This is a genomic window from Sphingomonas sp. ID0503 (assembly GCF_048565625.1).
GTDB lineage: Bacteria > Pseudomonadota > Alphaproteobacteria > Sphingomonadales > Sphingomonadaceae > JBLZUR01.
The window spans coordinates 2,181,906-2,195,802 of the sequence record NZ_JBLZUR010000002.1 but is presented as its reverse complement, the minus strand read 5'-3'; the positions used below and the strand labels follow the sequence as shown (position 1 = coordinate 2,195,802).

At 67.4% G+C, this 13,897-nt stretch carries 13 protein-coding genes, 2 tRNA genes and 1 pseudogene; 5 read left to right on the top strand and 11 right to left on the bottom strand.

Annotated features, from left to right (window positions below; translation table 11 throughout):
- Positions 1-281 precede the first annotated feature (281 nt).
- The 4 genes and pseudogenes from ACM608_RS11740 to rlmB all read right to left on the bottom strand — a co-directional run.
- A pseudogene (locus ACM608_RS11740) lies at positions 282-395 on the bottom strand (PEPxxWA-CTERM sorting domain-containing protein); the annotation flags it as partial.
- A gap of 527 nt (positions 396-922) precedes the next feature.
- On the bottom strand, positions 923-1,897 hold the full coding sequence (locus ACM608_RS11735) for a YihY/virulence factor BrkB family protein (RefSeq protein WP_419683400.1): 975 nt from the start codon (positions 1,895-1,897) through the stop codon (positions 923-925).
- Between the two features lie 205 nt (positions 1,898-2,102).
- Positions 2,103-2,747 carry a DNA-3-methyladenine glycosylase family protein gene (locus ACM608_RS11730; protein WP_419683399.1) on the bottom strand — a complete coding sequence of 215 codons (645 nt, stop codon included), beginning with the start codon at positions 2,745-2,747 and terminating at the stop codon, positions 2,103-2,105.
- Positions 2,747-3,490: a 23S rRNA (guanosine(2251)-2'-O)-methyltransferase RlmB gene (rlmB, locus tag ACM608_RS11725; RefSeq protein WP_419683398.1), complete on the bottom strand. Its 744-nt coding sequence runs from the start codon at positions 3,488-3,490 to the stop codon at positions 2,747-2,749. Before rlmB ends, ACM608_RS11730 begins: the two co-directional genes overlap by 1 nt.
- Positions 3,491-3,598: 108 nt before the next feature.
- Here rlmB and ACM608_RS11720 point away from each other — a divergent pair.
- From ACM608_RS11720 to ACM608_RS11705, 4 genes are all read left to right on the top strand, one after another.
- Positions 3,599-3,684, top strand: a tRNA-Tyr gene (locus tag ACM608_RS11720).
- A gap of 69 nt (positions 3,685-3,753) precedes the next feature.
- Positions 3,754-4,437 carry a hypothetical protein gene (locus ACM608_RS11715; protein ID WP_419683397.1) on the top strand — a complete coding sequence of 228 codons (684 nt, stop codon included), beginning with the start codon at positions 3,754-3,756 and terminating at the stop codon, positions 4,435-4,437.
- A complete protein-coding gene (locus ACM608_RS11710; RefSeq protein ID WP_419683396.1) occupies positions 4,434-5,339 on the top strand; it encodes a hypothetical protein in 906 nt (301 codons plus the stop codon). Before ACM608_RS11715 ends, ACM608_RS11710 begins: the two co-directional genes overlap by 4 nt.
- 147 nt (positions 5,340-5,486) lie before the next feature.
- Positions 5,487-5,858: a hypothetical protein gene (locus ACM608_RS11705; RefSeq protein ID WP_419683395.1), complete on the top strand. Its 372-nt coding sequence runs from the start codon at positions 5,487-5,489 to the stop codon at positions 5,856-5,858.
- A gap of 21 nt (positions 5,859-5,879) precedes the next feature.
- On the opposite strand, the gene ACM608_RS11700 is transcribed toward ACM608_RS11705, so the two are convergent.
- The 5 genes from ACM608_RS11700 to ACM608_RS11680 all read right to left on the bottom strand — a co-directional run bounded on the left by ACM608_RS11700 (position 5,880) and on the right by ACM608_RS11680 (position 12,718).
- On the bottom strand, positions 5,880-6,413 hold the full coding sequence (locus ACM608_RS11700) for an adenine phosphoribosyltransferase (RefSeq protein ID WP_419683394.1): 534 nt from the start codon (positions 6,411-6,413) through the stop codon (positions 5,880-5,882).
- Positions 6,414-6,423: 10 nt separating this feature from the next.
- Positions 6,424-9,195: an EAL domain-containing protein gene (locus tag ACM608_RS11695; protein ID WP_419683393.1), complete on the bottom strand. Its 2,772-nt coding sequence runs from the start codon at positions 9,193-9,195 to the stop codon at positions 6,424-6,426.
- 125 nt (positions 9,196-9,320) lie between these two features.
- The gene (locus ACM608_RS11690) at positions 9,321-10,586 is read right to left on the bottom strand and encodes an MFS transporter (RefSeq protein ID WP_419683392.1); all 1,266 of its coding nucleotides are present in this window, start codon (positions 10,584-10,586) and stop codon (positions 9,321-9,323) included.
- Positions 10,587-10,596: 10 nt separating this feature from the next.
- Positions 10,597-12,129 (bottom strand): CgeB family protein, encoded by a 1,533-nt coding sequence (locus ACM608_RS11685; protein ID WP_419683391.1) that lies wholly within the window; start codon positions 12,127-12,129, stop codon positions 10,597-10,599.
- Between the two features lie 73 nt (positions 12,130-12,202).
- A complete protein-coding gene (locus tag ACM608_RS11680) occupies positions 12,203-12,718 on the bottom strand; it encodes a YybH family protein (protein ID WP_419683390.1) in 516 nt (171 codons plus the stop codon).
- 117 nt (positions 12,719-12,835) lie between these two features.
- Here ACM608_RS11680 and ACM608_RS11675 point away from each other — a divergent pair.
- Positions 12,836-12,909 (top strand) — tRNA-Gly (locus ACM608_RS11675).
- A 27-nt stretch (positions 12,910-12,936) separates the two neighbouring features.
- Here the strand turns inward: ACM608_RS11675 and ACM608_RS11670 are convergent.
- Positions 12,937-13,359: a Fur family transcriptional regulator gene (locus ACM608_RS11670; RefSeq protein WP_419683389.1), complete on the bottom strand. Its 423-nt coding sequence runs from the start codon at positions 13,357-13,359 to the stop codon at positions 12,937-12,939.
- Between the two features lie 60 nt (positions 13,360-13,419).
- Positions 13,420-13,827 carry a MucR family transcriptional regulator gene (locus ACM608_RS11665; protein ID WP_419683388.1) on the bottom strand — a complete coding sequence of 136 codons (408 nt, stop codon included), beginning with the start codon at positions 13,825-13,827 and terminating at the stop codon, positions 13,420-13,422.
- Positions 13,828-13,897: the final 70 nt, after the last annotated feature.

The following is a 13,897-nucleotide window of genomic DNA, read 5'->3' as shown; positions in this document are numbered from 1 at the left end:
CGGTCGCGAAGCCGAGCGCTATGTTCGAGGCTAAGCTGCAGCTGCGACATTGAACGTGCATCGCGCCGCATTGTCGTCCCCCGAAAGCGGAAACCGGTTCGCAGGCTAGAGCCGGATTCCTACTTTCGCGGGAATGACGGGCCGCTACGCGAAGCTCGGCAGGCAGTCTGCAACTGCCAACGGAGACCTCATCCACCGTCCACCGTCGCCGGCGCACAGCACAACAAAAAGGCCGCGTCCCAATCGAGCGCTGCCTCTTCTGTATCGGTGCTCGTGGCGCCTCAGGCGTTGGTGACGGAGCGCGCTGCCCTGTTGCGGAGGCGGATGGCGCCGCCGATCAGGCCGAAGCCGGCGATCATCTGCGCCCAGCTTGCGGGCTCGGGGACGGCCGGCACGTCGGGGTTCTGAATACCGATAATCGGCACGTCCGGAGGACGATTGGTGATCGGGTTATTGGTCGCCAGCTCAGGCGTACGCTCGGTCGTCGTATCCGGCGTCGGCGCAACTTCGCGCGGCGCTACGAGGGCGAGCGGCGGCTGCAGCACTTGCGCGATCGGAGCAGGAGTCTCGATGCAGGGCGCAGCGGCCGGACGAACGCGCGTCTTCGGCGCGGCATAGGCGCGTGGCGCGGTGGCCTTGTGCACGGCCTGCCGGACCTGCGGAACGGCGACGGTGAGCGCACCAGTGCCCGCCACCGGGCACACGCATGCCGCAACCAGCTTTGTCGTCTTGCTCGCCAGAAGAGATCGAATCATCGAAAAGCCCTAGCCCCCATTCACTCAGCTACGCACGGTTAGCGCCAAAGTCCACAAAGGAAAGGCATTTCCCGCTTATATGCGTGTTAATGGGTGTAACGCCAGTTGTCTGGAATAGTTTCGCCGCCGTTAGGGTTTCGCGTTGGGAGCCGTTCCGTTATGGGACATCAGCGCCCCGGCGGGCCCGTATCGGCCACCGTCGCGCCCCGCTTTCCGATCGGGCGCTCCCGCCCGGTCGTGCTGTCGCGCAAGGTCTGCCGCTCGACCTCCGCATTGACCGCCGCGCCGAGCAGGATGGCGTAGGCGGAGACGAACAGCCACATCAAGAGCACCACGACCGCGCCGAGCGAGCCGTAGGTCGCGTTGTAGTCGCCGAAGCGCGCGGCGTAGAAGCCGAAGCCGATCGTCGCCACCAGCCACATCAGGGTCGCGAGCATCGACCCGAGGGTCAGCCACCGCCATTTGGCGTCGGCGCGATCCGGCCCGATGCGATAGGTGACGGCGATGCCGATGCTGGCGAGCCCGCCCGCGATCACCCAGGTGACGAGCTTGATCATCGTCGCGGCGACCGGGCCAAGGCCGCTGACGAGATCCTGAAGATAGCCGAGGATCGAGGCGGAGAGCACGCCGGTGACGCCAACGAACACCGCGCCGACCGTGATCAGCGCAGAGATGCCGGTGGTGACGAGCAGGTTGCGATGCTCATGCTGGTCGTAAATTACGTTCAGCGCGACCATGATCCCGCTCGCCGCGCGCATCGCGCCGTAGATCGAGATGAGCAGCGCGAAGACGAGACCGAAGCCGGTCTTCTCCGCCGCCGTGGTGGTGACGCTGAGCAACTGGTCGTAGATCAGCTTGGCGGCGTCGCGCGGGACGAGATCGATGATCGTGCGCATGTGGTCGGCGACGGTCGCGGGATCGGCGACGAGACCGTAGGTCATGATCATCGCGCCGAGCAGTGGCACGAAGGCAAGGAAGGCGTAGAACGCGACGCCTGCGGCCAGGATGGCGATGTTGTTGTCGCCGGTCGCGTTCCACACGCGCACCGCGATCTCTCGCCAGGCGAGAGGCGGCATCTCCAACGGGCTGTCCGCCTGAAGACCGCGCCTGTCCTCCGCGCGCCGCCCCGGATGTGTCGCCATTCCTCACCTCCCTGTTGCGCTGCGGGAACGCGCGGAAGGCGATTGGGACGCATGAGATTGCACGCGGCCTAAGATCCTCCCCCGCCAGGAGGAGGTGGCAGGCGCAGCCTGACGGAGGGGGAGGAAAGGAAGGCCGAGGACATCGCCGACCGCCCCCTCCGTCGCCTCACGGCGCCACCTCCCCCTGGCGGGGGAGGATGATCTTCTACAAAGGCGCCGCGTCCGCGCCCTTCAGCGCGCGACGATGGCCGTAATGGTGCCAGGCGAAGATCGCGAGCGCGCCGCGATGGGGCCGCCAGGGTTCCGAAAGCGCGCGGATCGCCTTTTCGCTCGGGCGAGCCTCATAGCCGAGCAGATGGCCGATCTCGACCTGCACCGCGAGGTCGCCCGCCGGCCAGACATCCGCCCGACCCTCGGCGAACAGCAGGTAGATTTCCGCCGACCAACGGCCGATCCCCTTGACGCGGGTCATCGCGGCGATCGCCTCCTCATCGTCTTCCGGCAGGTTGTCGAGGGGCAGGCGGCCGGTCGCGACCTCCTCCGCGAAGGAGCGGGCATAGCCGATCTTCTGGCGTGACAGGCCTGCCCCGCGTAAAGTCTCGTCGGAGGCGGCGAGGAGGTTGTCGGGGTTGCCCGCGCCGCCCACGGCTGCATCCAGCTTGGCCCAGATCGACCGGGCGGCAGCGACGCTCACCTGCTGGCCGACCATGGTGCGCAGCAGGCTTTCATAGCCGCGCTCGCTGATCCGCGGTTCGGGATGGCCGAAGCGGGCGAGGCCGGCGGCGAAGCCCGGCTCGATCGCCGCGAGCGCCTCGATCGAAGCGCGCAGCCGATCGGCCGGGATACCCATCAGCCGCGTACCTGCGCCGCGTAGAGTGCGATGGCGGCGGCGTTGGAGACGTTGAGGCTCTCGATACGCGGGCTGATCGGCAGCTTCGCCAGTTCGTCGCAATGCGCCTCGGTGTTCTGGCGCATCCCTTCGCCTTCCGCGCCCATGACCAGGCAGGGGCGGGTCTGCCCGAGCGTTTCCGCCAGCGTCTTCTTCGCGGTGCCGGTCAGGCCGATGCGCCAGAACCCGGCCTCACCGATCTCGTCCAGGGCGCGGGCGAGGTTTACCACGCGAACCCAGGGCACGAACTCCAGTGCGCCGGAGGCTGCTCGAGCCACGGTGCCGGATTCGGGCGGGGAATGCCGATCCTGCGTGACGATGCCGAGCGCGTCGAAGGCGGCGGCAGACCGCAGCATCGCGCCGACATTATGCGGGTCGGTCACCTGATCGAGTACCAGCAGCGGACGGCGGTCGTCGCGCCCCTGTTCGAGCAGATCGCCGAGCCAGATGTCCTCCAGTGGATCGACTTCGATGACGATGCCCTGATGCGGCGCGTCATTCGGCACGAGCCGGCCGAGATCGGCGACCTCGGCGCGGGTGATGGGGACGACGGGCGGCAGATCGAGCGCGGCGAGCGCATCGCGGGTGCCCCAGACATGGCGGATCGTCCGCTCGGGGTTGGCGAGTGCTGCCGTGACGGCGTGCTTGCCCCAGAGACGCGGGCGGCCGCTTGCGGGCGCGGAGGGGCGATGACCTTTTTTCATGGGCCGCTTTTGCAATCCGCCGCGCGCCCACGCAAGCGACGGCGTTGACAGGCAGGCAGCCCTTCGCCATTGGACGCGCCTTCGCCCGAAAGGGCGGCTCCGCGCACTGGACAGGTGGCCGAGTGGTTAAAGGCAGCAGACTGTAAATCTGCCCGTGAAAGCGTACGCTGGTTCGAATCCAGCCCTGTCCACCACCGCCGCCGATCGGCCTCCGATCCCCAGCGCTTCCCCGGAACGGGATCGGACCTTAAGGAACGGGGGCCATGCCCCGCATCCTCCAGTTCCTCGGCGACAGTCACCTGAACGCGATCGAGCATGCGATCGAGGCCGGGCTCTTCGTGCCATACCAGTGCAGGAGCAAGAAGGTACCCGGCGCGACGGCCGTCGGATTGCGGCACCCGACCTCCAAGACACAGGCGCTGCCTTACTTCAGAGGCCGGTTGGCGAAGGTCGATCCGGCGATCGTGCCCATCTTCCAGCTTGGCGAGGTCGATTGCGGCTTCGTCATCTGGGTCCGCGCGCAGCGTCATGGCGAAAGCGTCGAGGCGCAACTCACCGCATCGCTGGACGCCTATGTCGCGTTCCTCGTCGAGGTGCGGGCGATGGGCTATCGCGACGTGATCGTCACCAGTGCCATCCTGCCGACGATCCGGGACGGCGAACTGGACGGGGAGGTCGCGCATCTCAGGCGGGAGGTGGAGGCCGACCACCGGACCCGCACCAACTTGACCCTGCGCTACAATGCCGAGCTGGCGCTGCGGGTCAGGGACGCGGGTTGCCACTTCGTCGATCTCACCCCCGACCTCATCGACCCCGCCACCGGCCTCATCTCGGAGCGCTTTCGCCATTTCGACATCAGGGATCATCATCTCGATCCGCTCACTGCCGGGCCGGTCTGGGCGCGCCGGCTCCTGCCCGTAATCGATGGCCTTCCGCCGCTGCCATGAAGGCCGGTGTCCTGACCTTCAGCTATGCGGGAACGGCCGGCTTCGCGCGGCAGATCGAGCGGGAGGGCCATTTCACCGCCAATCTGGGCGACAATGCGCAGACGATCGCCGCGCGCGCCCTGCTAAAGCGCCTCGGCGTGGCGGAGGACGATATCGTCGGCGTCGATCGTGATACGCTGGCGGATTATGACGGGGAGCCGGTGGCCCTCATCACTAACGGCGTTTTCTGGGAACGCAGCCTGCCGATGCCGCCGCAGGTCCACCCCGTGTTCGTGGGCTTCAACGCGGCGGAGGCGGTCGTACGCCGGCACCGCGGCTGGCTGGCCGGGCAGGGGACGATCGGCTGCCGCGACGTGGCGACCGCGGACCATCTGCGCGCGCACGGCATCGCCGCCGACGTCACCGGGTGCGTGACCATGACGCTTCCCACGCGCGCCTATGCGCCTGCCGACGGCCGCCTGCTGATCGTCCACGGTGCGGGGGCGGGCGTGTTGCCGCCCGAGATACACGACCATATTCCGACGCACCTCGCGGCCGGAGCGGAAACGATCTTTCACCGAAGCCCGGTCAGCGAGCTTCCGGTTTCACGGAGTGGCAGGGACGCACTCGACACCATCGAGGCGGCGATGCTGGCGCGCTACCGCGACACGGCGGCTCTGGTGCTCACCTCGCTGCTGCACGTCGCCTCGCCCTGCATCGGCATGGGCATTCCCGTGATCCTGTTCCGCCGAGACCTCGATCCGCGGTTTACCTATCTGGCGGAGAAGATGCCGGTCTACACACCGGATCGGGCGGGCGAGATCGACTGGAACCCGAGCCTGCCCGATGTCGCGGCCGACCGTGCCGCCATCGAGATGCGGATCGGCGCTGAGCTAGGACGCTTGGGCGTCAGATTAAGGTAGTCGCTCCGATCGGAGTAAGCGAGCTAAACTGTTCGGCTCCGAAATATTGCGCAAGTAAAACAAGGATATTCCATTCGGAGCCGAGTAAAGCTGGGGCTGTTTTTTGCTCATCCTGTCAAAGGATCGGTGAACAATGGAGAGACAGTCATGGCCCTGAAATTTGGTGCGCTTCACGTCAACCTCTCGCCGGTCCTCAAGGACGTCGCCGGGAAAGGCGGCCTCCTTGATAATCTTTCATCCGATCTGAACAGCGGCAATGATCCCACCGGCATCAGCGCGAGTATAGCGGATCAGACCACGCTGCTCGGGAACCTCTTCGGCACGAGCGGTGTCGTCGCCGATTTGCTGGGCGGCGGAACCCGGAACGTGGTCAACGATCTGGTCGGGCCGGGCAGCCTGGTGGAGAACCTCGTCAATGACGACGATCCGCTCGGAACCAACTATCTGCTCAACGGCGGCAACGTGGCCGGAAATGGCGGCGTGACCGACGACGCCCTCAACGCGGTGTTCTTCGGCTGAACCCCGCTCCAAGGCGTGCGGTCAGGCGGTCAGCAGCGATCGCACGCCAACCCCGGCCTCCGTCAGCGCCGCCGACCCGCCGAGCGCCGGCAGGTCGATGACGAAGGCCGCCGCCGCGACCTCCGCGCCGAGGCGGCGGAGGAGGGATACGGCGGCAAGAGCGGTACCGCCCGTCGCGATCAGATCGTCGATCAGCACGACGCGGTCGCCGGCGGCACAGGCGTCGGCCCGCATCTCCAGCCGGTCGGTCCCGTATTCCAGCGCATAGTCGATCGCGTGGACGATGGGCGGCAGCTTGCCGGGCTTGCGTAGGATCACGGTGCCGACACCCATGCGGTAGGCGAGTGCCGCCGCGAAGATGAACCCGCGCGCCTCGACCGCGGCGATCCGGTCGAACGGTACGTCGCCGAGCATCTCCGCCAGCCGGTCGATGGTGAGCCGGAACGCCCGGCCTTCGGCGATCAGCGGTGTCAGGTCGCGGAACAGGACACCCGGCCGGGGATAGTCCGGCACGGTGCGCACGAAGGCGGCGATATCGGCGTTGCGGTCGGTCATGCCGTGACGCTTAGGCGGCTTCGGCCGTCACGTCGAACGCGGGCATTCCTTCTTTCGGCATGCCGAAGAAGAAGCCCTGCGCCTCGCTGCACCGTTCGGCGCAGAGCATCATCAGTTGATCCTTGGTCTCCACTCCTTCCGCCAGCACCGGGACGCCGAGGCTGCGGCCGAGCGCGAGGACCGCGCGAACGATGGCGAGCGCATGTTCGCTCTTGCCCGAATTGTGCAGGAAGGACCGGTCGATCTTGATCTTGTCGAATGGGAAGGAGTGGAGCGTGTCGAGCGAGGAATAGCCCGTCCCGAAATCGTCGAGCGCGATGGTGACGCCCAGCGCCTTGATCGCGCGCAGGACACGGAGTGCCTGCGCCTTATCGGCGATGATCGCGCTCTCTGTGATCTCCAGCTCCAGCCGGTGGGGCGGCAGGCCGGTCTCATCCAGGATGTCGATCAGGGTCGCGACGAGGTTGCGGTCGGTTAGCTGGACGGGCGAAAGGTTCACCGCGATCTTGTGCGGCACCGCCCATTCCGCCGCCTCGGCGCAGGCCTGGCGCAGCACCCATTCCCCGATCGGCAGGATGTCGCCGCTATCCTCGGCCAGGGTGATGAAGTCCGCCGGAGAGATCGTGCCCTTGCGCCCATGTTCCCAGCGGAGCAGCGCCTCGTAGCCGGTGATCGCGCGATCGGAAACGCGGCGCTGGACTTGATAGGCGATCGACAGCTCGTCGCGCGCCACTGCCTCGCGCAGATCCTGCGTCAGGATGCGACGCTGGCGCGCGCGCTCGTCCATGCCGTATTCGTAATAGCAGCTGGTCAGGCCGATCGTTGATTTCGCGCGGTACATGGCGAGGTCCGCGTTGTTGGACAGCTGGTCCCGGCTGCCGCCATCCTCCGGATAGACCGCGATGCCCAGGCTCGCCCCGCAGGGGAGCAGCATGTCATCCAGCGCGACCGCAGCGTTCAGCGCGCCGTCCAGCGCCGCCACAAAGGCGGTCAGATCGGCCCGCTCGCGATAGACGATGAAGGCGGCGAACTCGTCCCCGCCGAAGCGGCCGCTGAACGCGTCGTCCGGCGTCAACGCGCGCAGCCGTCCGGCAATGACGGTCAGCACCCGATCGCCCACCCCATGGCCGCGCCGGTCGTTGATCTCCTTGAACCGGTCAAGGTCGATGGCGATGACGCCCACCTGCGCGCCCGTCCGGCCGGCGCGGGCGATCGCCTCGTCCAGCTTGGCGTTGAAATGCAGGCGGTTGGGGAGGCCGGTGAGGCCGTCGTGAAGCGCCATATGCGCCATCTCCGCCTCCACCCGGCGCCGTTCGCGCGCGTCCTCATAGGTGACGACGAAGCCGCCATCCTCCAGCCGGCGGTGAACGATGTCGATGACGGTGCCGTCGTCGAACTCCAGGGTAAGGCTGTTCGCGGCATCGGGCGATGTGAAGTTGCGCAGGCGGGCGCGCACCTGCGGCAGGTAATCCGGATCGACGGGCTTGCCGGTCCGCAGGCGGGTGTTCGCCAGCACGACCTCGTCGAAGGTCATGCCGAGGCGGATTGCTTCGCGCGTCGTGCCGAAAATCTCGTAGAAGCGGCAGTTGACGAGCTGGAGGCGCTCCTCCGCGTCGAACAGGCACAGGCCGTGATGCATGTTCGACAATGCGGCGTCGAGCTTGCCGGTCAGCGTGTCGACCCGGTCGCGATCCTCCTTGAACCGGGTCATGTCGCGCGTGATCTTGGCATAGCCGCAGAACCGCCCGCCGCCGTCGCGCACCGGCTCGATGGTGACATGCGCCCAGAACCGGCTGCCGTCCTTTCGGTAGCGCCAGTCCTCCGCCGTGAACTTGCCCGTGTGGCCGGCCGCAGCAAGCGCGCGCGCCGGCACACCAGCCTCCACATCGGCGAGCGAATAGAAGGCGCCGAGCGGCAGGCCGATCGCCTCCGCCTCGGCATAGCCCTTCAGCCGCTCCGCCCCGGCGTTCCAGCTGGCCACCCGGCCGTTGGTATCGAGCATGTAGAGCGCGCAGTCAGTGATGCCTTGTACCAGCGCGCGGAATTCCCGCTCCCGCGCGTGGATCGCGCTGCGGGCCGCGCCGTCGACGATGGAGGCGATGGAACAGATCACCAGCACCGCCAGCGCAACCGCGCCGAGCACTGCGCCCAGGCCGAGCGGCGAGAGGATCACCTCGCCCGGGCCGAGCGCTGCGGCGCCGGCGTCGGGCACGAAAGAGAAGGCGGCCATGCCGAGCAGGTGGAGGGACAGGATCGCCGCCATGAAGAAGCCGACGCCGAGCGCGGCAGGACGGGCGCCCGCGCCGAGACTGCTGTGGGAGGAACAGGCGGTGAGCGCCAGACACACAACGACGGATGTCGCGACCAGACCGGGAGACCAGACCAGCCGGCCGCCAAATTGCATGGCGTACATGCCGGTATAATGCATCGCGACGATCCCGCCCGCCGAGATGATCGCGCAGAGCATCGGCCGGGGCTGGCCCGGTCGGGCGCCCCAGGCTGCGAAGGCCGCAGTGGTGAGACCGATCGAGATCAGCAGCGACAGGATCGTCAGCCGCAGATCGTAGCCGACTGGGATGCCGAGGTCATAGCCGAGCATCGCCACGAAATGCGTCGCCCAGATCCCGAACCCGGTGGCGACGCCCGCGACCGCCAGCCAGCTCAGCCGCCCGGGGCCCTGCCTCGATGCGCTGTGTCGCATGATGAGGCATGCCGCCGCGCAGGAAACGCCGCAGATGAACGCGGCTAGAACCAGAAGCCGCCAGTCATGCTGATGGCTCACACAATGCAGAACTCGGTTGAACACGCCAATCCTCCCCGAACGCTTCCTTTCGTGAAGCGAGAGGAGGTGGCAAGGATCAGACCGGTGGCATCACAATGGTTTACGTTCGCAACCGGAACAATGCGCTATGCCGTAAGGTCGTCCCGTGCCGATCTGGACGCGAACAGCCCGACCAGGCTGAGCAGGCCTGCGCCGCCGAGATAGAGACCGACCAGACCGAGCCCGCCGGCATCCGCCAGCGCCTTTGCCGCGATCGGCGCGCCGCCCCCGCCGATGATGCCGCCGACGTTGAAGGCGAGCGACGCGCCGGTGTAGCGGACATGCGCGGGGAACAGGCCGGGCAGCCAGGCGCCGAGCGGCCCGTAGACAAAGCCCATGACGAGCAGTGCCAGAGCGAGGAAGGCGAAGGCACCGGCCGCACCCGCGCCGAAGACCGGGCCGATCAGTGCGCCGACCCCGATCGTCGCCGCGCTCCCCGCGATCAGCACGAGGCGCGGGCTGGCCATATCCGACCACCAGCCGGAGATCACGATGCCGAGCGCCATGAACAGGATCGCGCCCAGCTGAATCTGCAGGAAGGCGGTGCGGGAGTAGCCAAGCTCGTTGGTGCCGAAGCTGAGCGCGAAGGCGGTAGCGATGTAGAACAGCGCGAAGCAGGCGACGACGCCCAGCGTCCCCGCGAGTGTCGGGCCGAGATGATCGCGGAACAGTGTGGCGAGCGGCACCTTCGGCGGTGCCTCATGCGCCATCGCTGCCTTGAACGCAGGCGTTTCGTGCAGCTTCAGCCGAATCCACAGGCCGAGGAAGACGAGCGCGATGCTGGTGGCGAAGGGTAGGCGCCAGCCCCAGGCGGTGAACTGTTCGGGCGTGAGGGCAAGACCGATCAACAGGAACAGGCCGTTGGCGCAAATAAAGCCGAGGGGTGCGCCCAATTGCGGCACCATACCGAAACGACCGCGCCAGCCGGGTGGCGCGTTCTCCACCGCCAGAAGCGCCGCGCCACCCCATTCGCCGCCGAGGCCGAAGCCCTGGCCAAATCGCAGGATGCACAGCAGCAGCGGGGCGAGCGCGCCCGCCGTCTCGTAGGTCGGCAGGATCGCGATCAGCGCGGTCGATCCGCCCATCAGCAGGAGCGAGGCGACCAGCGTCGACTTGCGCCCGATCCGGTCGCCGAAATGCCCGAAGGCGATCGCGCCGAGCGGGCGGGCGAAGAAGGCCAGCGAGATCGAGGCGAAGGCGAACAGGATTTGGGCGGATTTGGACTCCGCCGGGAAGAACAGCTGGCCGAACACCAGGCTGGCAGCGGTCGCGTAGATGTAGAAATCGTAGAATTCGATCGTGGTGCCGACCAGACTCGCGATCAGGATGCGGCGCGTGCTGGCGCCGGACACCGCCTCCACCTCAGGCCGCATCGATCAGGCGCGGCTTGTTGCGGAGCGCCTCGACCACCTCAAGGATCGTCGCCGCGCGATGATCGAAGGTGTGCTGCGCCAGCACGATCGCGCGCGCCGCCTCGGCCTTGGCGCGACGCTCCTCCGGATGGGCGCGGTAATGGTCGATCTTTGCCTTCAGTTCCTCGGGCGTTTCCGCAGTCTCGATGCTGTCGCCGAACACCTCGGCAAGGCCCGCCACCGGATCGGTGATGATGAACGCGCCCGCCGCCGATCCGTCGAACAGCCGGTTGGACAGGAACCCGCCGCTCAGCATCGTCTGCCAATGGTCGTTCAGCAGCACCTCGGCGCTACCGTACCAGCGATGGACCTCGTCGTTCGGCAGATGGTCGCCCGCGATGTACTTGGGCGGGATCACGTCCTTCCACAGCGAGCCGAAGACGGTGACGTTGATGTCCTGCTCCACGCACCACTTCACCATTGTGCGATACTCGCGGCGCGAATTGCCGACGAACAGCACGGCGGGGGAGGGAAGGTCGTCCTCGCCCTCGACCGGGTGGAACACCTCAGGGTCGGTCGCCTGGTGGAGCACGGTGACGGGTCGATGCGTGTCCTTCGCCAGCACCTGCGCATGGGGTGCGGCCGCCACGAAGATGTGGTCGAACTGGTCCATCTCGCCGACGCCCAGCCGGTCGGGATGGCTGATCACCCAGAGCAGGTTGATCTTGGCGGGATCGGGAATGAAGCGTTGCCGTCCGCGCAGGTTGAGGACGATGTCGAACCCTTCCGACGTCCATTCGTCATGGCACTGGGTGCGGGCATAGACGCCCAGCTTGTCGAGCGAGCGGCCGAGCTGCTGCGCGTAATGATAGTCGCCCCATTCATGCGCAACGCGGATGTTGGGCGCGGAGACCTGGATCGCCATGCTGAGCGGCTGCGCGGCGCGGCGCTGCAGGGCCGCGGCGGGCGCACGCGGCTTCTGCGCGACGATCACCGGGCTGCCGGACAGCGACCGGTCCGCCCCGACGATGACGACATGGACGACCGCCGCGCCGCTGGTCTCCACTTCAGGCGGAAGGGTCAGGGTGAACGGATGGCCGTCGCGCACCGGGCCGTCGCCGGCTGGACGGGCGAGGGCGGTGGCGAGGATGTCCGACCCGGCGATGGCCGCGACCAGCACCGGCCTGTCCACCGCCAGCCAATCGACGGCATGACCCCGGATGCTCCGCCCCTCGACGCCGGTCACCCCGCCGCCCCAGCCGCCCGCGCGGATCGTCATCGGGCTGAAATCCAGGTCCCGCCCGCTCTCGGTCTCGTAGGCGCGCAGGACATGCGGCTGCCCGTCGGAAAGCGTGGGCGGTGCCGCGATTTCGAACCCGGCATAGCCCGCCGCCGCCATGTCGCCGACGAACAGGCGGGGCGCAGCGGCGACGACCTCGGCCAGCGGCGCGCCGTCCAGCGTCACGGTGATCGCAGTGTTGCGCGGTGCCCAGCCGCGGATCGTGCCGAGATAGAAGGGTTCCAGTACCCCGGTGACGTTCATTGAATCAGGTCCGCCCTTCGCTTGCTGGTTGGTCTCTAGCGGCGGCAGCGGGGGTGCGGAAGCGCCCGTCGCCTTACTTCGACTTGCCGGACAGCCAGCAATCGCCGCTCTTCGTCGCCAGAATGCAGCGCTTCGGCTTGGCGGGAGCAGCTGGCGGAGCGGCAACGGCCACTGGCGCACCTGCCGCCTGTACGACGGTCATCTGCTGCGACACGGCAATCCATCCCGATGGCGCGCGACGGAGCAGCTGGGTCTCGGCCACCTCGACGGGCGGCACGGCGTAGCGAACATGCGCCAGCGCCAGATCCTCGGTGGGGAAGCTGACCGACATGTCCCCGATCCGCACCTGCGGCGCATCGGCCCCAAGCTCCGCCACCGCAGCATCCCGCCCGCGCAGCATCTTGCCCGTGTCGGTGACGAGCACGACATCCTCGGCGAGCAGCGAGGCGTACGCGGCCCCATCCCGCGCGTTCCACGCCGCCACCTGCCGCCCGATCGCATCGCGCACCGCCGCCTCGTCGCCCGGTGCTGCGGCAAGCGGCGTTGCGGCAAGGATAAGCGGCAGGATCAGGCGTGCTGCGATCTTCATGGATGTCCCCCTATTTCGGGGACGATCATGCCACTCCTATGACGCGCAGGCCAGTTCCGGTTGACGGCGGCGCGAGGGCGGTGGCAGGGAGCCGTCACACGCCACGGCGCGGTCCGGGCGGGCGTAGCTCAATGGTAGAGCACTAGCCTTCCAAGCTTGTGATGCGGGTTCGATTCCCGTCGCCCGCTCCATCCGCCCTTCGGGTGCCGGCGGAGGCGTCAGCCCTCGCGGCTGAGATCGACGCCGTAGAGTTCCATGCGGTGATCGACCAGGCGGAAGCCGAGCTTCTCGGCGATCTTGCGCTGCAGTTCTTCAAGCTCGGGGTCGGTGAACTCGATCACCTTGCCCGTCTCGACGTCGATCAGATGGTCGTGATGCTCCTCCGCCGCCGCCTCGTAGCGGGAGCGGCCATCGCCGAATTCGTGCCGCTCAAGAATGCCCGCCTCTTCGAACAGGCGGACGGTGCGGTAGACGGTGGCGATCGAGATGCCGGGATCGATCTCGGCGGCGCGCTCGTGCAGCGCCTCGACATCCGGATGGTCCTGCGCCTCGGACAGAACCTTGGCGATCACCCGCCGCTGCTCCGTGATGCGGAGGCCCTTTTCAGCGCAAAGCGCCTCGATGTCGATCTTGCGGTGCATCGGGAGAGACTAGGCGGTGGACCGCCCCCGCGCAATGGGGGGACGGCCACCGGGAACGGATCAGCCCTTTCGGCCGAGCCCGATTTCCTTCGCCAGCACACGGCGGCGGTCGGCATAGTTCGGCGCGACCATCGGATAATCGGCGGGCAGGCCCCACTTCTCGCGATACTGCTGCGGCGTCAGGTTGAAGTGCGTCATCAGGTGACGCTTCATCATCTTCAGCTTCTTTCCGTCTTCAAGGCAGACGATGTAGTCGGGCTTGATCGACGAGCGGATCGACACTGCCGGCTCAGGCCGGGCAGGCGCCTCAGGCTCCGGCGCGGTGCCGAGACCGGTGAGCGCCTTGTGAACCGACTGTATCAAATTAGGAAGATCGCCGATCGCGACCGAATTGTTGCTGACATGGGCCGAGACAATGTCCGCGGTTAGCGCCACCAGCGCTTCCGTCGCATCAAGCTGATCTGTCATTTGGGAGAAGAATCCTCGGAGTAAGCTACACAAACGCGCGCGTTTAGCCGCGCAAGGGCCGCACTAGTCA

What these genes read in the sequence shown, in the direction of transcription:
- ACM608_RS11735 (WP_419683400.1), bottom strand. Translation starts at nt 1,897, where the DNA reads ATGGCGACACATCCGGGGCGGCGCGCGGAGGACAGGCGCGGTCTTCAG.
- ACM608_RS11730 (WP_419683399.1), bottom strand. Translation starts at nt 2,747, where the DNA reads ATGGGTATCCCGGCCGATCGGCTGCGCGCTTCGATCGAGGCGCTCGCG.
- rlmB (WP_419683398.1), bottom strand. Translation starts at nt 3,490, where the DNA reads ATGAAAAAAGGTCATCGCCCCTCCGCGCCCGCAAGCGGCCGCCCGCGT.
- ACM608_RS11715 (WP_419683397.1), top strand. Translation starts at nt 3,754, where the DNA reads ATGCCCCGCATCCTCCAGTTCCTCGGCGACAGTCACCTGAACGCGATC.
- ACM608_RS11710 (WP_419683396.1), top strand. Translation starts at nt 4,434, where the DNA reads ATGAAGGCCGGTGTCCTGACCTTCAGCTATGCGGGAACGGCCGGCTTC.
- ACM608_RS11705 (WP_419683395.1), top strand. Translation starts at nt 5,487, where the DNA reads ATGGCCCTGAAATTTGGTGCGCTTCACGTCAACCTCTCGCCGGTCCTC.
- ACM608_RS11700 (WP_419683394.1), bottom strand. Translation starts at nt 6,413, where the DNA reads ATGACCGACCGCAACGCCGATATCGCCGCCTTCGTGCGCACCGTGCCG.
- ACM608_RS11685 (WP_419683391.1), bottom strand. Translation starts at nt 12,129, where the DNA reads ATGAACGTCACCGGGGTACTGGAACCCTTCTATCTCGGCACGATCCGC.
- ACM608_RS11680 (WP_419683390.1), bottom strand. Translation starts at nt 12,718, where the DNA reads ATGAAGATCGCAGCACGCCTGATCCTGCCGCTTATCCTTGCCGCAACG.
- ACM608_RS11670 (WP_419683389.1), bottom strand. Translation starts at nt 13,359, where the DNA reads ATGCACCGCAAGATCGACATCGAGGCGCTTTGCGCTGAAAAGGGCCTC.
- ACM608_RS11665 (WP_419683388.1), bottom strand. Translation starts at nt 13,827, where the DNA reads ATGACAGATCAGCTTGATGCGACGGAAGCGCTGGTGGCGCTAACCGCG.